A 17,736-nucleotide genomic window follows, 5' to 3' on the forward strand; every position below is an offset into this window, starting at 1 on the left:
TTTTCCACAAAAAAATCCCCGCTTTCCTGCGTCTGGCAAAAGCTTGCCGTTCGCAAGGAAACGGGGTTTTTCATGTCCACATGGCGGGAAACTGCTCCAGTGTCAAGACGCCGGTGAATGCATCGTCCAAGTTCCAAAAGCCGAAGCCATGCTCCACTCGGGCTGGCAGCATGGCTTCGGCTTGCTTGACCTGGACTGGCATCAGCAAGAGCAGTCCGGCGGAGAATCGGCTTGGCAAAAAGACAGCACGGCATTTCCGGTCACATCGGCGAAATACGCTTCCACGACGCGGCGAAAATGTTGCGCAGCACGGGAAATATACCGACTTTTGTGCCATAGCAACGTAATCTCTCGTGCCAGCCGCTGATCCTCGATTCGCAAATAGTGGACTTGTTCGTGCAGGCTCCTCCCTGTGCACGGAATAAAAGCAATGCCGATCCCTGCTTCCACGAAAGTGACGAGCCTCGCAGGTTCATCGCCCTCGTACACATAGGCAGGCTCAAATCCGGCTTCGTGGCAAACCGCATCCACCAAGTCGCGTGTGGCATACCCCCGTTTGACTCCGACAAACCACTCGCCTTGCAGCTCAGCCAAAGCGACACTTCGCCGTCCAGCCAGTCGGTGGTTTTTGGGCACAGCGACGAGAATCGGATCGAGAAACAATGTCTGGCATTGGATTTCGTCGTCCTGTACCGGAAAAGACGACAGGCAAAAGTCCGCCTCCCCGCGCCTGAGCGCCGCCAGCATCTCTTGCGTAGTCACCATTTGGACGTGAAAGTGAATCATCGGCCATTGTTTCCGAAATTCACTCAAAATCCCGGGCAGCGTGCTCGCATTGGTTACCGCCAACTTGAGTGTTCCGTACTCAGCCTGGGTCCAATCGCGAATTTCCCGTTTGCCTTCTTCCAGTTCCAGCAAAGCCCGCTCAGCCCGGAGTAAAAATCGGCTGCCGTGCTCGTTTAAACGCAGCCTTCTGCCCACTCTATCGAATAGTGGAGCCCCCAAGTCCTCTTCCAGCCGCTGAATCGTTTTGCTTAATGACGATTGCGTCACATGCAGGCTTCGGGCAGCCTCGGTCACATGCTCCAGCCTGGCTACCGTGAGAAAATATTGCAACTGCAAAAGTTCCATGCCGCCATCCCCCTTCCATTCATTCCTTTTAATCAATGAAAGTATAGCATCAAATGCGTTGGAATAAATGAAGGGTTTCCCGTACGATGACAGCAATAACGTATGGGAGGAACAAACATGGAGATTCGTCAAAAGTGGCTGATGGTCGCCGTCGGACTGGGCATCTTGCTGAATCCGCTAAATTCATCGATGATCGCCGTTGCCATTGCCAGACTGCAACAAGTGTATGCTTTGGACTTTGCTACCGTTTCCTGGATTCTGTTTTCGTTCTACATAACGAGCGCAATCGCGCAGCCCGTGATGGGCAAGGCCAGCGATATGTTTGGGCGAAAACGCATTTTTCTCGTCGGGCTGGTCATCGCCGGGATCGCTTCGTTGCTTGCCCCCTTCTCCGCCACGTTTGGCTGGCTTCTTGTTTGTCGCATCGGGCAGTCGATTGGCACGAGCATGGTCGTGGCAGTCGGAATCGCCATCGTGCGGCATCATGTTACGGAAAAGCAAGGGACGGCGCTTGGCGTGTTATCCTTGTTCCAGTCCACGGCGGCTGCCATCGGCCCTTTTATTGGCGGAGTGCTCATTCATTGGTGGGATTGGCCTTCTATCTTCTTCGTCAACCTTCCGTTTGCTTTGGCGAGTTTTTTGCTCGTGTGGAAAATGATTCCGCACGACGAGCCGTCCACGTCCGTAACCCGGCAGCTTTCCTTGCGCCAATGGATTGCGCTGTTGGACATCCCGGGAATTGCCTTGTTCACAGCGGGGCTTGTCGCCTTGCTCATCGGCTTTTTCCAGGCGAAGTCGGCCGGGCCTCTCGCTTATGGCAACGTCATTCTCGGCGGAATCGGCCTGGTGATCTTGGCGGTCTTCATTCGTCACGAGCTGCGGGTATCGTCACCGTTTCTGCCTTTGCGCGCATTCGCCAAATACCGTGCCATGACATGGGTTCATAGCGAATTTGTCCTCGTCAACGTCGTGTTTTACGCGATATTTTTCGGCCTGCCGGTTTATTTGCAAACCGTTCGTCACGTCTCCGAGCTGCATACCGGACTCTTGATGTTAAGCCTTGGCTTGGGGTCGTTGATCGCGTCGCCATTAGCCGGACGCTGGATCGACAAGTCTGGACCCCGCCCTGCTTTGCTCGTCTCTGCTGTCTTGATGCTCTTCGGCGCTGTCTGGCTCGCGATGTTGAATCCTGCCTCCCCGGTGATCAGCGTCTGTGTGGCATTGGCAGCGTTTGGCGTAAGCAACGGGCTGAACAGCGTAGGCATGCAGGCCGCCTTGTTCCGCTCCACGCCAAAAGAGATCATTGGCGTCGCCACCGGATTGTTCATGACAGCCCGCTACGCCGGGACGATCCTCGCCTCGCTACTGGTCGGCCTCATTCTTCAGGCAAAAGGGGTTGTACTTTTTGCAGCCGTCCTCTTCCTGCTCGCCTTGTCTCTCTTGTTCATCAACGGGCGACGCAAAAGCTTGGGACAACCAGGGGAATCATAAACATGCGAAAACGGACCGAAACAAAGCTGCTTCGGTCCGCTTCTCATTCCATCTCGCTTGCAAGGCTTTCTTTTCCGGTGGCTGTTTCGCCTATTTCCCCGCCAGCTTGGAAAAGTTGTCGGCAGCCAGGCGGATCGCCAGCACGCTGCCTGTATTCAACGAGTTATCAAACAGTAAAACTTGGTTGTTTTTGACTGCCTTCAACGAGTTCCATACAGCCGATCCTTGCTTGTCCTGGATGGCTGCTTGGGCAGCGTCAAGCTTGTGCTGAATGATGATGTAGTCGGGATTCATTTCCGCAAGGGCTTCCAGGGAAAGCTCGCCCCCCTCTTCCGGGTACTGATCTGGCTTTTTCAGGCCAAATCCTTCTGTCTCGTTGTAGTAAACCGTATTTTTCGTCCCTTGGGCGGTAAAACCGTTTTTGCTGCTCACCCGCAGCAAGGCAAACGTTTTTGTTTTCAGATCGCCCAGCCGCTCTTTTGTTTTGGCGATCTTCTCTTTCGTATCTTTGACGAGCTGTTCGCCCAATTGTTCTTTTCCGATCGCCTGTGCGCACAGCATGGTGGCGTTTTCCCATTTGTCACTGTAGTCAATTTGAATGAAGGGCGCGATTTTCGACAGATCGTCGTACTGGGCATCGCCATGGCCTTTGAAGCTGACAATCAGGTCAGGCTTTGCCGCAATGATCGCTTCCAGGTTCAAATCTTTGCCGCTGCCCAGATCGATAATCTCCGCCTTGCCCACATACGGCTGCAAGGTCGCGTATTCTTTCAGCGCACTCTCTGCACTGCCCGAGGCAATCGGCGGCACGTCCAATGCGAAAAAGTAGTCAAGGAACAGAGGATGCAGCACAGCAATGCGCTTCGGCTGCTCCTTGATCGTCACTTGATGACCTGCACCGTCGGTAATCGTCCTTGGCCATTCGCCTTTTGACGAAGAACTCGCGGAAGGCGTCTGCTCCGTTCCCCCTCCAGCGCAGCCAGCCAGCACTCCCATCAGCAAAACTAGCGAAAAAATGATTCCTGTCCATCTATTCATGTCGGTTCCTCCAGCATCGTTTCATTCCTGTATTGAAAACCTGGCCTTGCGCTTTCCGTTTGCTCCCCTGCTGCCGATCATCCCTTTCTTTTGCCATGGCTGCCCGCCTTGTCTTCCTCAAAGCAGCAGCACTTTCATGACGAGTCCAATTGATAATCATTCTCGACAATTAGTGTAGCAAGGGCGCTCGCAATTGGAAATACACAGAAACCTAAAGGGACATGCACAATTCTCCAAAAACGCCGCTGTTCTGGCGCGACAGACGCGGATCGCCCTTCCGGAAACAGCGGCACTCATCAGGGAGCAAACACTTCAGAATAGCCAAATCGGCCCGTCCTTTTGGAAAAAGGCACGAGCCGATTGGCGAACTATGATGCGGTTGTGTGAATACGGGTTGCGCTTATAATTTGTGCTTGCCCTCCACGAGCATATCGGCAATCAGATTGATTTGCGCTTGGACAGCAATCGGGTCGTACGGCCAAAAATAATCGGTGTCCATCTGGTAGACATGCCCTTTTTTGACGACGTCCAGCGTATTCCAGATCGGACTCTCCGGGTCAAGGCCCGCCTGCTTGCCAGACTCGACAAACAGGTAGTCGCCCGAAAACTCTTTGACCTGCTCCAGCGAAATCGTCATGTTCTCCTTGCCCTCATCGACGAATTTTTGCACCTGTGGCGGCCGTTTCAGTCCGAGGTGCCTGTACATCGCTTCCGCTCCTCGCCACAGACCTTGCCCGTAAACGACCAGCTGCTTTTCAAACCCGCCCATGATCGCCACGGTCGCATTTTCGTCGACGACTCCCTTGATTCTTTGTTTGGCTTTGGCAACGGTGTCGTTGAAGGAGGCAATCCACGCCTCGGCTTCTTTTTCCTTGCCTAAAATCTCGCCAAACGCCCGAATTTGATCGCGTGAGTCTTTGAAGGTCGTATGGACGAAGACGATCGTCGGCGCGATTTTGCTCAACTGCTCATACAGCTTGGGATCATCGCTCAACGTAACGATCAGATCGGGATTGAGCGACAAAATTTTCTCGACGCTGCCGGCGTCAATCGTTCCGATATCCTCGATGCCAGCCGTCTGTGATTTGATGTGCGGCGAATCGATATCCCAAAACGGCGCTCCGACAGGCTTGACGCCAAGCGCCAGGAACGTAGCCAAATATCCTTGGGCGACAATCCGCTTCGGCTCAGCGGGAATTTCGATTTCTCCGTTGACGGTCTGTATTTTTCGGGTGGCTGGCTTGCTCGGTTCGTCAGACGCAGCAGCCGTGTCTTTTTGCCCCTCCGGTTGCGGATTTGTTCCTGCGGTACCGCCGCATGCAGCCAGCAACACCGTCATGACCAGCAGCCACATGGCCAATTTCATCAGCGGCCGGGATACTCGCTCGTTTGTTCTGTTCATCCTGCACAGCCCCTTCTTGCTTCATAATGAGAAAAGATCAAAGCAATAACGATAATCATTATCATTAAAATCCGTACTCATCATAGCAAGCTTTTCCACAGGCCGTCTATTTCATAATGTTGCCGCTTTTTATGGATAAATGTTCACTCCGACTCACCAGCGATCAGGCAATTCGTCTGGATGCGCAGTTGCCGCTCCAATGCCATGCCGCCGCTGCTCCAAAATTCGTTCAAGGACAGTCGGTACACCCGTCCCTTTCCATGCATGCTCGCCAATACATGCTCTCCCTCGTCACTCTGGTCGTCGCGGGCATCGATCACAAACATATGGTCTGCCATGTAGTCGGGCAGCCTGTCTTCCGTTATCCAAAGATGCTTTCCTGGCACGAGTACATCGCGGCGCACAGTTTCAGGCGGGCGGATGCCAAGAGCTTCGTACAAGTTAAACGCTCCGCGAGCTGTTTTGTCCCAAATGAAGATGCCGTCGCTACGCCATTCATAGACGGCTGCCGTCTCCCCTCTGTCAATCAATGCGCGCAGACTTTGTCTCGCTTCGTCAACTTGTGCCTGATATTTTGTCAGCCATTGCTGTGCTTCCGATTCTCTGCCAATCAGCTTGCCGATCAGCTGCATTTCCGCCAGAGGGTCCAGCTTGGCCCATTCCAGAGCGAGGACAGGCGCGATCTTCTCCAATTGCTTCATCCGGCCCGGCGTATGGTAAAAGTATGTAGGCGCCAAAATGAGATCCGGTTTCAGCTTGCCGAGCTGTTCGTCATCGTACGCTCCTTTGATGATCGGAACATCGCGCAATTCCTCCTGCAACAGGAGCGAGCCGCGCACCAATTCGGCATCTGTGGCTACAGGCGTGACACCGAGCGCCAGCAAGGCCCCTGCGAATTGAAAGGCCGCGATTTTTTTCGGGGCCGGACGACTGCGAAACTCGCCGGGAGACATGCCTGTCAGCTGCTTGAATTTTCGGCTCAAATATTCGCCGTTGCTGTAGCCAACTTCAAGGGCAATCTCGTTGATCGTCATGGTCGACGCCAGCAAGTGCTCTTTAGCCCGGTCAATCCGTACACGATTCAAATATTCGGAATAGCCCCAACCCAGCTTTTTGGCAAACATCGTGGAAAAATAGCTCGTATGAAACCCGGCCAGACGCGCCAGCTCGGAACGGGTAATCGGGCTTCGGTAGTTCTCGTCGATATACGTGATCGCCCTGTGAATGGAAGGCTCCCAATCCAGCTCAGGTGTCGTCTCATAGTGCAAAACGAGCTGCATCAGCTCTTTGAAAAGGTGGTGGTGCCGCTCCGCTTTTGCCGTATGCCCAGACGGATTCGCCTGCAAACGCACGAGTTCGTTCACGAGCACAGTTGCCCGATACGGCAGTTTGTTGGTGATCCAGCCGCTCGCTGGCAAACCGCTGCGATCATTGCGGTACATAATGGTGTCGTCATCGTGCTGGGCCAACCGATAGCTTTCGAAGCAAATGCGGCAGACAGCCGGAAGTTCCGCCCCGTCCCGGACCAACGTAACCGAGTCGCCCGGACGCAAAAACAGCATCCTCATCGACTCCAGCTGTAGCGTTTTCTTGCCATCGTTCACGCGAATCCGGCCCGTCATGGGAGTGAGGATCGTAGGCGCAAAGCACGTAATCTCGATGGACGGCTGCGTGCTTTCCCACTGCATGATGCCGCCTTCTTTCCAAACGTGAAGGGTTGCTTCCATAAAAGGAATGTCACCTCTTTCGCTGCCAGTTCTTCTTTTCTAGTTATACCACAACTCCCGAGCGGCACAAGACGTACGCCAGCAGGAGCAGCTTGAGGCTCCAACTTCCAAAAGCCGATCTTCCTGTTGGGGAAAGTCGGCTATGTTTCTTCTATAGCCTTGCCGTGTTGCCAAAGCAAAGATTGTCGTGCTAGTATACCAATTATTGGATTGACACTTTTCAGCAATAAACCAGCATCTCGTGCAATCCATACTAACAGTACAAACACGCGAAGGTGAACAAATGCTAAAAGTAAACCGCGATGACGCCCGGCCCATCTGGCAGCAACTTTTGGATCAGGCGATTCATAACATTACAACCGGAAAATGGCCGCCAGGCGAGCTGCTGCTCCCGTCCCGCGAGCTTGCTCCATTGGTTGGCGTTTCCCGTTCAACGATACAGATCGTTTACGAGGAGCTGTACAGCCGGGGTTACACGGTAACCTCTCGCCGCGGCGGAACGAGAGTGAGCGAATGGATTTATGCAGCTCGTCCGGCAGAGGAGGCTTCGCCCCCGGAGCTTTTTCCGCCCGAGTTGCCTTTATTAAACGATGCGGTCGGCCAGTTGCACAGTTGGTTCGGCGCTAAAGACAATCCAAAAATAGCGATCGATTTCACTCCCCACGAGCCGTATTTGGATGAGCATTTTCAAAGAAATTGGCGGCAATCCTTTTTGCAGGCTACCACAGAAACAAGCCTGGACAGTTGGGCTTACGGCGATCCTTATGGATTTTTGCCGCTGCGGGAGCAAATTCAACGCTATTTGTCGCTCGAACGGGGCGTTCATGTGGATAGCGACCAAATCCTGTTAACCTCTGGCGCACAGCACAGTCTCGATTTGATCGCGCAAGCGCTTTTGCAAGAAGGAGAGACGGTTTCGGTAGAAGATCCCGGCTTCCCTGCTGCCTGGATGGCGATGAAGTATCGGCGTATGCAAGTTGTTCCCGTTCCGGTTGACGAGTACGGACTTTGCGTCGACCATGTTCCCCCTGCGTCCAAGCTTGTGTTTGTTACGCCGTCGCACCAGTGTGCGGTTGGCGTCATTTTGTCGGAACCTCGCAGGCAACAATTGTTGCGCATGGCTGCCGAGCGGCGGTTCTGGATTGTCGAAGATGATTACGACAGTGAATTTCGCTATCGCGGTGATCCGCTTCCAACTTTGTTCAGTCAACGACCTCAAAACACGCTGTACATGATGAGTTTTTCCAAAATGGTCGCTCCCGGCATTCGCCTGTCGGCCATCGTTGGTCCCAAAGCGGCCATTCGCCAGCTCGCTCGCGTTCAGGAATTAACCTACCGCCATCTTCCGATCATGGAGCAATTGACGCTTGCTCATTTTATCGAACACGGTCATTTCATGCGCCATATGCGGCGAGTTCGCAATGTGTATCGGCGCAGGCACGAGGCTATGACAAAAGCGATTCTCTCGACGGGGCTTGGCGAACAGTTCACACTGAGCGGCGTGGAAACGGGCTTGCACATGCTTCTTGAAGCCGAGCAATCGTTTGCCGAAGAAGCCGCGACGAACCTGGCGCTCGAACAAGGAATCCGGGTTTATCCGCTCAGCAAGTATTGTTTGGAAAGCGACCGGAAAGGTTTTGTCCTCGGTTTTGCCAAAGTAGACGAACGAGCCATTGCAGCAGGCATAAAACGTCTAGCGGGGATGCTTTTATGACGCAAGCATCCCCGCCTGTTTTCCCCTAGTCGTCCTGACGCGCATGTTCATTCCAGTAATAACTGTCCGGCAAGTAACGTTGGCCGAACACTTTCGTTCCTACGCGAATGATCGTAGCCCCTTCTTCAATCGCTACCGTGAAATCGCCGGACATTCCCATCGACAGGATGTCCATTTCGACTCGCGGCAGCTTTTTCTCCCTGATCTCTGTCTGAATCCTTTTTAATAGTCGGAAACAGTGGCGGGTCTCGTCGTTTGTCGCATTCAGCTTTCCGATGGTCATTAAGCCTTTTATGTTTAGCGTCTCAAACTGCGCCAATTGCTCGACCAGTTCCAGTGCTGCTTCCGGTGGCGCACCAAATTTGCTTTCTTCGTAGGACGTGTTGATTTGCACCAGTATGTTCATCGTCTTGTTCTCTTTAAGGAGCTGCTGGTGCAAAGCTTGCCCCAGTTTCAGACGGTCCACAGAATGGATGAGCGTCACATATTTGACGACGTCCTTCACTTTATTCGTCTGCAAATGCCCGATAAAATGCCATTCCACCTGCTTGTACTGCTCCATCAGCGGAAATTTGCCGCGCAGCTCCTGCGCTTTGTTTTCTCCAAACAGCGTTTCCCCCGCTTGCATGGCTAATTGCAATTTTTCCAGCGGGACGGTTTTGGTCGCCAACAACAGCTTCACGTCCTCAAGCTTGCGTCCCGAGGCTTGGCAAGCCGTTTTCATCTGCTGCCGTACAGTTTGCAGATTCTCCGCAACGAGATTTTCCATCTTCCCTGCCTTCTTTCTGATGAAGATTCGGATGAGGCGTTCCCCCACGCCGGGCAGAGTAGCCTCTGTCTCCTACTTTTCCGAGATTGCCGCGATCAATTGAACGACAAATCGCTGGATTTTCATACCAGTCACACCGTTAGTCCCGGTTTGAACATTTTTTCTTCCTCTATTGGATTTTCTTTGGCGGTGATGTGCTGTGGATCAATTCGATACACCTGCACCGGGCCACCGAATACGGCTGAACGGTATTTGTCTACATGCTGCTTGGGCAACGGCCGTTTATAGTAACCAGGCACGTATTTATGAATCATTTCTTGCAGCATGTGTGTCGCTTCATCCAGATCGGCGACGGGTTCTGCCTTGCCAAAAACGATGACACTCATATACGCTGTGTCCGTCTTGGCTGGCACCGGATCGGTAATCGTTCCGTATTCCTCGCAAACCGTAAAACAGACCTCCGCATTCGCGCTCATCACCTGATTGCGTCTCCCGCCAGTGGCTCCATGGAAGTAAAGCTTCCCATTTGTCCAAACAAAATTGAGCGGAACCACATACGGCAACTGTCCGTCGACCATGCCAAGATGCCCGATTCGCGCTTGCTGCAAAAATGCCTCAATCTTGCTCTTGTCCAACACTTCTCTTACCTTGTAACGCACTCCATCCATTTTCTTCACTCCTCATGAATTGAATTGATGTATGATGTAGGCAAGTTTAGCAAGTATTGGAGTGAAGAGAAACGTCCATATGCGTTGAGTTTGAGCAATCCATAATACATGCAAGTCAGTCGCGTGAACGCACAAGAAGCGGCTTGACACGATAAAGGCGATTGTCCCCCTCTCTGCCAAGCCGCGGTTACAAACAAAACAGCGGGCACTGCTTGCTTTTTCTTCTATCTGACAATCAGGATTTATTTTCCAAAAGACAGGCAAAAATTACTTCCGAGCAACCGGCAGTTCCAACAGTGCGTTTACAAAAGTATCGTACAAGCATTCCCCAATCACTTCCAGCGAAATCGGCGAATAGTAGCCTTCCGATTTTGGATTCTCTCGGTTGAAAAACTCTTTTTCAACCATGGCCGGAGCTTTCATCCCCAGATCTTCATAGATGATTCCTCGCGTTTTGTCTCATACTGTGCGATAAATTCCTTCGCTTGCTCAGGCATTCCGAATACTTCCCCGAACAAAGTCATCCGCTCTTCCAACGTAGACATTTCATTGACGGTCCCTATCTTTTTTCTCCTTTTATAAGAATAGTCGTTGTAATTGAGAATTATTATCAAATATAATGAGTAGCAACGAGCATTATGGACTTGAGCTTGGAGTTGGAAGGGGCTAGGCGAAACGAATGAAACTGGACGATCATCTGTTGCTGTGGAATCAGGCTTCCGTCAAAGTGATGGATATACGACATAGAAGCATGGAAAGCGGCGAAGAGCTGCTCGCCTATCGGCTGCCAGCCAACGCTTTTTTGTATGCGACCCGCGGAAGCGCGCAAGTAAGGCTCGACGGAGTGCCGTACGATGTGCAGCGATTTCATCTTTTTCACGGGGGCAAGGGCGTTTGCCTCGATATTGCCGCCAAGCAATCATTCGAATATTACATGATTTTGTACAAGGCATCGGCCTCCCTTCCTAGCCGCAAAGAATTGATGCGGCAAGCGGAGCTGGACGATCCGTTTCGCATGCAGTACGGATTTGCGCCGCAATATCCTGTTTTTTTGCTCGATATCGCCGAGCGAATGGCGAAGGAATGGATCGCGGCTGGTCTTATCGACAAATTGCATGTGAAGTCGTTATTTTATCAATTCGTCTACGAAGTCATGCGGCAGCTCGACCAGCAGGGAATCGAGCCGATCAAGCCGGACCCGGTCACCCAGGCGGTGCTGTTCATGAACCAGCATTACGCCCGGCCGATTACGCTTGAATCGCTCGTAGAGATGCTCGACTGCAATCCGCGCCAATTTTTGCGCTGGTTCAAGCGACGCTACGAGACGAGCCCGATCGATTACTTAATCCAGCTTCGCATGACGAAAGCGAAAGAGCTGCTGCTTGGGACCGATTGCACGCTTAAAGAAATTGCCGAAAGCGTCGGTTACCCGGACAGCTACTATTTCAGCCGCCAGTTCAAAAAAAACGAGGGCGTTTCGCCGACCGCTTTTAAAGAAAAGGCGCTGAAACAGGAGCAACGTCTAAAAAATCCATCCTTCCTGTCCACATCTCCCATTGTTGCGCGAGAGCTTCAACGGTATAGTGTTCATGTAATTGATAATCGTTATCAACATGAGAGAGAGGGACATTTATCGATGCGTAGAAAGACCAGAACATCTTTAGCCGTTACACTGCTCTTTTGCTTCGCTTTGCTGCTAAGCGCATGCTCCGGAGGTACGACAAATCCGGGTACGGGGGCCAGCGGGACGGCAGGACAACAGCAAAATACAGAGGCGACAGCCCCGGCGTCCCAGACTTCGTCGGATAAAGAAGCGCCCCGCGTCATCAAGCACGCAATGGGCGAAACGACAGTGAACGGCACGCCGAAGAGAGTCGTCATTTTGACAAACGAAGGTACGGAAGCGCTGCTTGCTGTAGGCGTGAAGCCGATCGGCGCCGTCCAATCGTGGGTCGGCTCGCCGTGGTACAACCATATCAAGGACGAGATGCAAGACGTCACGGTCGTCGGCGACGAGTTGCAGCCGAATATCGAGATGATCGCAAGCTTGAAGCCGGATCTCATTATCGGAAACAAAGTCCGGCAGGAGAAAATATACGAGCAGTTGAACCAGATTGCGCCGACCATATTCGCGGCTGACCTGGCTGGCGACTGGCAAATCAATTTCAAGCTGTACATGGAAGCGATCAACAAGAAGGACGAAGGCGAAAAAGCGATGGCGGACTTCAACAAGCGCGTTGCCGACGTGAAGGCGAAGCTGGGCAGCAAAGCGGCAACAAAAGTGTCGGTCGTCCGCTTCTCCGCGTCGCAGGTGCGGATTTACCAGAAGCAGACATTCTCCGGGGTGCTGCTCGATCAACTCGGCATCGCTCGCCCGCCCGCTCAGGACAAAGATTCTTTCATCGAAGTGATGACGAAGGAAACGATCCCGAGCATGGACGGAGACGTCATGTTTTACTTCGTGTCGGAGCAAGCCGGGAAAAACGATGCGGCGAAGGTTGTGGAGGAATGGAAAAACGACCCGCTGTTCAAAAACTTGAACGTTGCCAAAGCGAACAAGGTGATCCAGGTAGACGAGGCGATCTGGAACTCGGCAGGCGGCTACAAGGCGGCGAACTTGCTGCTCGATGAGCTGGCCGCTTATTTCGAAGTGAAGTAACATAAACGCTGGCTGGCGTCGGCTTGAAGCTGACGCCGGTTTTTTTCTTGTTCAGAACACGAAAAGAGGTGAAGGACAATGGGATAGTGATGCAAAGTCGCAGGCGGAAATGGAAATGGATCGGGCTTGCCGTCGGGTGTGCGATCCTTCTGCTCGGGATGCTGGCCAGCGTCCTGTTCGGGCTGCAACAATTCGGCCTTCGCGACATCTGGCTCGCCTATACACAGTTTGACGGCTCCAACGAGCATCTGATCGTGACGACTACGCGTGTTCCCCGGGCGCTGATCGCCGCCGCCGTCGGAGCGAGCTTGGCCGTTGCCGGAGCGATCATGCAGGTGCTGACGAAAAACCCGATAGCCTCGCCTTCTCTGCTCGGGATCAATTCCGGTGCCGTTCTGTTTATCGTTATCGGACTTGCCTTAACCGGATCGTCCCTGCCGATGAGCAGCATGATCTGGATCGCGCTCGGCGGAGCGGCGATAACTTCCTTGTTCGTATATACGCTGAGCATGCAGGGGGGCGGCGGTTTCGAGCCGATCAAGCTGACGCTGGCCGGGGCGGCTGTTGCTGCCTTCGCGTCCTCGGTCACCTCAGGGATTATGCTCATTCACAAGCATTCGCTGGAAACGGCGCTGCTCTGGATGATCGGCTCTGTATCGGGTCGAGAGCTGGGCCATCTGCTGTTCGTCCTGCCGTACTTGTGCGTCGGCTGGCTCCTCGCAATGCTGATCGCAGGCTCCCTCAATGTGCTGGCGCTAGGCGACGACAACGCCAAGTCGCTCGGTCAGCGGCTGACACTGATCCGGGCCGCCTCCGCGCTCGCAGTCGTCCTTCTGGCTGGCAGCTCCGTAGCGGCGGCGGGACCGATCGCCTTCGTCGGACTCATCGTGCCGCATCTGTGCCGATACGCGGTAGGCAGCGATCACCGCTGGCTGCTTCCTTACAGCGCCTTGACCGGAGCGATTTTGCTGGTAGCGGCTGACCTCGCCGCGCGCTTCGTCCTTATGCCGAAAGAAGTCCCGGTCGGCGTGGCGACGGCGCTGATCGGCGTTCCGTTCCTGATCTTCGTGGCGAGAAGGAGGAAGTCATGAAGAGACGTCCGACATGGAAAAATGCGACGATCGTAAGCTCGCTTGCCGTTGCGGCTTTGATCCTCGCCGTCTTCTGTCTGTCGCTCGGCAGTGTATCCATTCCGATTCGGGACGTGGTCCTGTCGCTTGTCGGCATGAACGGCGAAGGAAGCGATCTGATTATTACACAGTTTCGTTTGCCACGCATCGTAGCGGCGCTCCTGATCGGCGCGGCATTGGCTGTTTCCGGCAGCCTGCTGCAAGGAGTGATCCGCAATCCGCTCGCTTCTCCGGACCTGCTCGGCGTTACGGGCGGCGCTTCGGTAGCAGTGGTCGCTTTTATGACCGCCTTTACCAGCTACAGTATTCATTACGTGCCGATCATCGCGATCGCAGGGGCATTCGCCGCTGCTTCGGTCAACTACTCGTTCGCCTGGAAAAAGGGAGTCACTCCGTCCCGGCTCGTGCTAATCGGTATCGGCATCTCGACGGCGATGAGCGCCTTGACGATGTTTTTGCTGCTGAGCGGCCCCGCCTATCTCGCAGCCCAGGTGCTGAACTGGATGACGGGCAGCTTGTACGGGACGAACTGGAGCTATATCAAGGCCATCTGGCCGTGGATCGTCGCTTTGATCCCGCTGTCGCTCTTGTATGCGAAAGAGCTGGACATTCAGGCGCTCGGCGAAGAAACAGCGATCGGTCTCGGCAGCAGACTTCAGATGAGCCGAATGGTCGCGATGCTGCTCAGCGTCGCCCTCGCCGGGGTAGCGGTCGGCATCGCCGGAACGATCTCCTTCATCGGCCTGCTTGCCCCGCATATGGCGAGAAAGCTCGTCGGCAATCGCTACGGAATCGTCATCCCGACGGCAGCGCTCATCGGCGCAATCGTGCTGCTGCTTGCCGATCTGGCGGGACGAATGCTGTTCTTGCCGCTCGATATTCCTGCGGGCGTATTTACCGCCGGAGTGGGCGCTCCGTTTTTCCTGTACCTCCTGTTCAGGCGCAAACGGCCAGGGGCATGATCGGCAGAAGCGAAAAGGAGTCGGAGGCTGGTCCCCCGGCTCCTTTTTCTGTATGGATGGGATTTTTGTTTTGCATGGCCAAATGCTTGTACATGATTTGGAAATAGCAAAAAGGCTCCTGTTCTGCCAGAAACAGCAGAACAAGAACCTTTCATTGATAAAGCGATGCGGTCGAGAGGACTTGAACCTCCACGGTGTTGCCACCACTAGAACCTGAATCTAGCGCGTCTGCCAATTCCGCCACGACCGCGTATGAAAATGGTGGAGGCTGACGGGATCGAACCGCCGACCCTCTGCTTGTAAGGCAGATGCTCTCCCAGCTGAGCTAAGCCTCCACAATACCCCGACTTTCGCCGGGGCCCCAACCAGTTGTTGGGCTTCTAAGTGACCCGTAGGGGATTCGAACCCCTGTATGACAGCGTGAAAGGCTGCTGTGTTAAACCGCTTCACCAACGGGCCAAGATGGCGGATGGAGTGGGATTTGAACCCACGAGACGGGTCGACCCCGCCTACACGATTTCCAATCGTGCTCCTTCGGCCGCTCGGACATCCATCCATCTGTATCACTTGCCGAGCTGTACAGCTCAGGCAAGAATTAATCTATCATATCTAGCAAACGATTACAAGATATATTTTAAAATTTGTGGGAATTGCCTAAAGCAAGTTTCTCCCTCCGCCAATATGCTACCAGTAATCATCTATGTTGCGGAGTGATGACAGGTGGGCAGAAGACGACGGCGGGCAAGACGTATCCCTTGTTTGTACGGAAATTGGTGCGGGCCAGGCTGCTCTGGACCAGGCGCCCCTATCGACGATATCGACCGTTGCTGCAAAAAACATGACTACTGCTACCAGAAGCGCGGCTACTTTTCGTGCAGCTGCGATCAGGAGCTGCTGCGCTGTTTGCAGGACAAGATCGATATGAGCACGGAAAAAGGCAGGATGGCTGCGATGATTTCCGCCTATTTTTCCCGATCGAAGTGTATTCCTGACGACATGAAGTAGCCTTTTTACGAATTGTCATTCTTATCATTCTTTATACAAAAAACGGTAACTACTTGGACATAATTCCGCCATATTTCCCGTGATTTTCCTTGGCTTTTTTTGGTACTCTATTGAATGTCCAAGGAGGTTACACGCCGTGGAAGTACACATATGCACCGACGCCCGTGCTGCACTGTCGCTTAAAAGAGAAGTGATCTGCCATGGGATTTCCTGCTTTTACGTCCGCAAGTTTGAAAATGATCAAGTAGAATTTGTATTCCTAGCGCTCTCGGAGCACCAAAAGAAGCTCTTATGCTATACGCTGCGAAATTACAGCTACGCCCTAACTTATCTAGCCTAATCATAGCCATACAGTCGCGATCATTTTCGTCCCCTGGAAAACAGGGGATTTTTTCATTCCCAAAGCACATGCCCAAGCGGTGAGACGGGAAGAAGCTGCTCTTCCCGCCCCACCCAAGGCAACTTGCTGCCAAAATCCGGCTTCTCGGCTTCCGAACAGCGACGAGTCTGCTTTCGGTTCTTACAGCTTATGCTGTTCGATCTTGCCCAGCCGATGGATATCGTCGGCCGATACGGAGGACAGCGCATCCAAAAACTGAATCTGGAAGCTGCCCGGACCGTCTGCCGCCGATTTTTCCGCTGCTTTTTGCGCAGCCACACCGTATGCGACGAGCGCAGCAGCCCCAGCCGCCAACGTGTTTTCGGCAACAGCGGCAAAAGCCCCCATGACGGAAGTCAACAGGCAGCCTGTTCCCGTCACTTTGGTCAAGATCGGATGGCCGTTGTCGATGGCGTACACCGTACTGCCATCTGAAATGACATCCACCTTGCCCGTGATCGCCACTACCGTCTCCAGCTTCTCGGCAGCTGCTTTGGCGAGCGAAGCGACATCTCCGCCTGCCTCGCCTGCGTCCACGCCTTTAATCTCCCACGATTCCCCGATGACGTTGGCAATCTCCGCCGCATTTCCGCGAACCAGGGCGATATCTAGCTCGCGCACGATTTTTTGTGCCGTTTCGGTTCGATACGGGGTTGCTCCTGCGCCTACCGGATCGAACAAGACCGGAACGTGGTGCTGATTGGCCGATTTGCCCGCAATCAGCATCGCCTTTACTTCCCGCTCGCTCAAGGTGCCCATGTTCAGGACGAGTGATCCCGCGATTTTCGCCATGTCCGCCACTTCTTGCTTCGCATAAGCCATGACGGGAGATGCTCCGAGCGCGAGCAAGCCATTGGCTGTAAAGTTGGTCACGACAACGTTGGTGATGTTGTGCACAAGCGGATTGCGCTCCCGTACTTTTTCAAGCAGTTCACTGATCGCTTCAAGCTTCACGTTCGCCTTCCCTCTCTTTCCTATCTACAGAGCGGGGAACCATCTTGAACACTTCCACGATTTTCCCCAGCTCCGGATGATCCTGTCTTACTCCTATGATGATATAGGAATGATGCAAGACAGGCAATTCAGGCGAGCTGGCAACCACCTTCCAGAGCGTGTCCGTATCGTCCCGCACCTTTGCCAAAAAAGAAATGCGCCCCGCCCGCTGCTGCAAAATTTCAAAGTCCTCCAGCGTACCGCAAATCTTCAAACGTTCATCCGGATGCGCGATCCGGTTTTCCTCTACCCATTTTTCCTTCAATTCCTCGACTTTGAGCGATTTCCACCGATCAAGAAACTCCCAATCTTTGGAATGCGGGAAAATATGCTTCGTCTCTTCCAGGAAGGTGTTGTATTCTCCATGCAACTGATCGACGTATTCGTCCACATCTTCCGAGATGACGCGGATGGAATCCTCCCCGCAAGTGCGGATGTGATGGGCCAGAAACTTGAAGGACTCGATCATGTCAAAGTTCCCCCACCCCCAAGGCTGTTCGCCGAAAACTCCCCCCCGGGTTCGGCACTTTTGGCAGGTGAAGTAATAGTATGTAGCCATATTTGTTCCCCTATCTCCCCTATAATGTCTCCTTTTTGATATCGGTTGCACAAGCCATGCAATTTATGTTACATTCGAACCTATTTTGGAAAAATCAAAAGATGGCCCC

At 53.4% G+C, this 17,736-nt stretch carries 16 protein-coding genes and 4 tRNA genes; 6 read left to right on the top strand and 14 right to left on the bottom strand.

What is annotated here, in order from left to right; genetic code table 11:
* Positions 1-70: 70 nt before the first annotated feature.
* Positions 71-202 carry a hypothetical protein gene (locus HP435_RS29120; protein ID WP_255679099.1) on the bottom strand — a complete coding sequence of 44 codons (132 nt, stop codon included), beginning with the start codon at positions 200-202 and terminating at the stop codon, positions 71-73.
* Positions 202-1,131, bottom strand: coding sequence for a LysR family transcriptional regulator (locus tag HP435_RS18615; protein WP_173597003.1), 930 nt, complete (start codon positions 1,129-1,131; stop codon positions 202-204). Before HP435_RS18615 ends, HP435_RS29120 begins: the two co-directional genes overlap by 1 nt.
* 117 nt (positions 1,132-1,248) lie before the next feature.
* On the opposite strand from HP435_RS18615, the gene HP435_RS18620 reads away from it, so the two are divergent.
* Entirely contained in the window at positions 1,249-2,622 is a 1,374-nt protein-coding gene (locus HP435_RS18620; protein ID WP_173599303.1) for an MFS transporter, read from the top strand.
* 90 nt (positions 2,623-2,712) lie between these two features.
* Here HP435_RS18620 and HP435_RS18625 read toward each other — a convergent pair whose 3' ends face one another.
* The 3 genes from HP435_RS18625 to HP435_RS18635 all read right to left on the bottom strand — a co-directional run bounded on the left by HP435_RS18625 (position 2,713) and on the right by HP435_RS18635 (position 6,789).
* The gene (locus tag HP435_RS18625) at positions 2,713-3,660 is read right to left on the bottom strand and encodes an ABC transporter substrate-binding protein (protein WP_173597001.1); all 948 of its coding nucleotides are present in this window, start codon (positions 3,658-3,660) and stop codon (positions 2,713-2,715) included.
* A 400-nt stretch (positions 3,661-4,060) separates the two neighbouring features.
* Entirely contained in the window at positions 4,061-5,062 is a 1,002-nt protein-coding gene (locus tag HP435_RS18630; RefSeq protein ID WP_173599304.1) for an ABC transporter substrate-binding protein, read from the bottom strand.
* Positions 5,063-5,205: 143 nt separating this feature from the next.
* The gene (locus HP435_RS18635) at positions 5,206-6,789 is read right to left on the bottom strand and encodes a helix-turn-helix domain-containing protein (RefSeq protein ID WP_173599305.1); all 1,584 of its coding nucleotides are present in this window, start codon (positions 6,787-6,789) and stop codon (positions 5,206-5,208) included.
* 283 nt (positions 6,790-7,072) lie between these two features.
* Between HP435_RS18635 and HP435_RS18640 the strand changes: the two genes are divergently transcribed.
* Positions 7,073-8,503 carry a MocR-like pyridoxine biosynthesis transcription factor PdxR gene (locus tag HP435_RS18640; protein ID WP_173599306.1) on the top strand — a complete coding sequence of 477 codons (1,431 nt, stop codon included), beginning with the start codon at positions 7,073-7,075 and terminating at the stop codon, positions 8,501-8,503.
* Between the two features lie 25 nt (positions 8,504-8,528).
* On the opposite strand, the gene HP435_RS18645 is transcribed toward HP435_RS18640, so the two are convergent.
* The 3 genes from HP435_RS18645 to HP435_RS29125 all read right to left on the bottom strand — a co-directional run bounded on the left by HP435_RS18645 (position 8,529) and on the right by HP435_RS29125 (position 10,485).
* Positions 8,529-9,272: a YggS family pyridoxal phosphate-dependent enzyme gene (locus HP435_RS18645; protein WP_122965465.1), complete on the bottom strand. Its 744-nt coding sequence runs from the start codon at positions 9,270-9,272 to the stop codon at positions 8,529-8,531.
* A gap of 131 nt (positions 9,273-9,403) precedes the next feature.
* Complete coding sequence (locus tag HP435_RS18650) at positions 9,404-9,940, bottom strand: pyridoxamine 5'-phosphate oxidase family protein (RefSeq protein WP_122964922.1); 537 nt, start codon at positions 9,938-9,940, stop codon at positions 9,404-9,406.
* Between the two features lie 419 nt (positions 9,941-10,359).
* A complete protein-coding gene (locus HP435_RS29125) occupies positions 10,360-10,485 on the bottom strand; it encodes a hypothetical protein (protein ID WP_255679100.1) in 126 nt (41 codons plus the stop codon).
* 134 nt (positions 10,486-10,619) lie between these two features.
* Between HP435_RS29125 and HP435_RS18655 the strand changes: the two genes are divergently transcribed.
* The 3 genes from HP435_RS18655 to HP435_RS18665 all read left to right on the top strand — a co-directional run bounded on the left by HP435_RS18655 (position 10,620) and on the right by HP435_RS18665 (position 14,691).
* On the top strand, positions 10,620-12,599 hold the full coding sequence (locus HP435_RS18655) for an AraC family transcriptional regulator (protein WP_173599307.1): 1,980 nt from the start codon (positions 10,620-10,622) through the stop codon (positions 12,597-12,599).
* An 89-nt stretch (positions 12,600-12,688) separates the two neighbouring features.
* Positions 12,689-13,690: a FecCD family ABC transporter permease gene (locus tag HP435_RS18660; RefSeq protein ID WP_173597064.1), complete on the top strand. Its 1,002-nt coding sequence runs from the start codon at positions 12,689-12,691 to the stop codon at positions 13,688-13,690.
* Positions 13,687-14,691: a FecCD family ABC transporter permease gene (locus tag HP435_RS18665; RefSeq protein WP_173599308.1), complete on the top strand. Its 1,005-nt coding sequence runs from the start codon at positions 13,687-13,689 to the stop codon at positions 14,689-14,691. The genes HP435_RS18660 and HP435_RS18665 overlap by 4 nt, the downstream gene beginning before the upstream one ends.
* A 166-nt stretch (positions 14,692-14,857) precedes the next feature.
* On the opposite strand, the gene HP435_RS18670 is transcribed toward HP435_RS18665, so the two are convergent.
* The 4 genes from HP435_RS18670 to HP435_RS18685 form a co-directional block, all read right to left on the bottom strand.
* Positions 14,858-14,941, bottom strand: a tRNA-Leu gene (locus HP435_RS18670).
* Between the two features lie 9 nt (positions 14,942-14,950).
* A tRNA-Val gene (locus HP435_RS18675) sits at positions 14,951-15,026 on the bottom strand.
* Between the two features lie 50 nt (positions 15,027-15,076).
* Positions 15,077-15,150, bottom strand: a tRNA-Glu gene (locus HP435_RS18680).
* A 4-nt stretch (positions 15,151-15,154) separates the two neighbouring features.
* Positions 15,155-15,247, bottom strand: a tRNA-Ser gene (locus tag HP435_RS18685).
* Between the two features lie 164 nt (positions 15,248-15,411).
* Between HP435_RS18685 and HP435_RS18690 the strand changes: the two genes are divergently transcribed.
* A complete protein-coding gene (locus HP435_RS18690; protein WP_063229741.1) occupies positions 15,412-15,696 on the top strand; it encodes a phospholipase A2 family protein in 285 nt (94 codons plus the stop codon).
* 520 nt (positions 15,697-16,216) lie between these two features.
* Here the strand turns inward: HP435_RS18690 and thiM are convergent.
* Positions 16,217-17,029 (bottom strand): hydroxyethylthiazole kinase, encoded by an 813-nt coding sequence (thiM, locus tag HP435_RS18695; protein WP_122964916.1) that lies wholly within the window; start codon positions 17,027-17,029, stop codon positions 16,217-16,219.
* The gene (locus tag HP435_RS18700; RefSeq protein ID WP_229049707.1) at positions 17,019-17,537 is read right to left on the bottom strand and encodes a hypothetical protein; all 519 of its coding nucleotides are present in this window, start codon (positions 17,535-17,537) and stop codon (positions 17,019-17,021) included. Before HP435_RS18700 ends, thiM begins: the two co-directional genes overlap by 11 nt.
* Positions 17,538-17,736 lie beyond the last annotated feature (199 nt).

It is taken from the genome of Brevibacillus sp. HD3.3A, assembly GCF_013284375.2.
In the GTDB taxonomy this organism is placed as follows: Bacteria; Bacillota; Bacilli; order Brevibacillales; family Brevibacillaceae; genus Brevibacillus; species Brevibacillus parabrevis.

What these genes read in the sequence shown, in the direction of transcription:
- HP435_RS18645 (WP_122965465.1), bottom strand. Translation starts at nt 9,272, where the DNA reads ATGGAAAATCTCGTTGCGGAGAATCTGCAAACTGTACGGCAGCAGATG.
- HP435_RS29125 (WP_255679100.1), bottom strand. Translation starts at nt 10,485, where the DNA reads ATGTCTACGTTGGAAGAGCGGATGACTTTGTTCGGGGAAGTATTCGGA.
- HP435_RS18625 (WP_173597001.1), bottom strand. Translation starts at nt 3,660, where the DNA reads ATGAATAGATGGACAGGAATCATTTTTTCGCTAGTTTTGCTGATGGGA.
- HP435_RS18615 (WP_173597003.1), bottom strand. Translation starts at nt 1,131, where the DNA reads ATGGAACTTTTGCAGTTGCAATATTTTCTCACGGTAGCCAGGCTGGAG.
- HP435_RS18620 (WP_173599303.1), top strand. Translation starts at nt 1,249, where the DNA reads ATGGAGATTCGTCAAAAGTGGCTGATGGTCGCCGTCGGACTGGGCATC.
- HP435_RS18655 (WP_173599307.1), top strand. Translation starts at nt 10,620, where the DNA reads ATGAAACTGGACGATCATCTGTTGCTGTGGAATCAGGCTTCCGTCAAA.
- HP435_RS18665 (WP_173599308.1), top strand. Translation starts at nt 13,687, where the DNA reads ATGAAGAGACGTCCGACATGGAAAAATGCGACGATCGTAAGCTCGCTT.
- HP435_RS29120 (WP_255679099.1), bottom strand. Translation starts at nt 202, where the DNA reads ATGCCAGTCCAGGTCAAGCAAGCCGAAGCCATGCTGCCAGCCCGAGTG.
- HP435_RS18630 (WP_173599304.1), bottom strand. Translation starts at nt 5,062, where the DNA reads ATGAACAGAACAAACGAGCGAGTATCCCGGCCGCTGATGAAATTGGCC.
- HP435_RS18660 (WP_173597064.1), top strand. Translation starts at nt 12,689, where the DNA reads ATGCAAAGTCGCAGGCGGAAATGGAAATGGATCGGGCTTGCCGTCGGG.
- HP435_RS18640 (WP_173599306.1), top strand. Translation starts at nt 7,073, where the DNA reads ATGCTAAAAGTAAACCGCGATGACGCCCGGCCCATCTGGCAGCAACTT.
- HP435_RS18650 (WP_122964922.1), bottom strand. Translation starts at nt 9,940, where the DNA reads ATGGATGGAGTGCGTTACAAGGTAAGAGAAGTGTTGGACAAGAGCAAG.
- HP435_RS18635 (WP_173599305.1), bottom strand. Translation starts at nt 6,789, where the DNA reads ATGGAAGCAACCCTTCACGTTTGGAAAGAAGGCGGCATCATGCAGTGG.
- HP435_RS18700 (WP_229049707.1), bottom strand. Translation starts at nt 17,537, where the DNA reads ATGATCGAGTCCTTCAAGTTTCTGGCCCATCACATCCGCACTTGCGGG.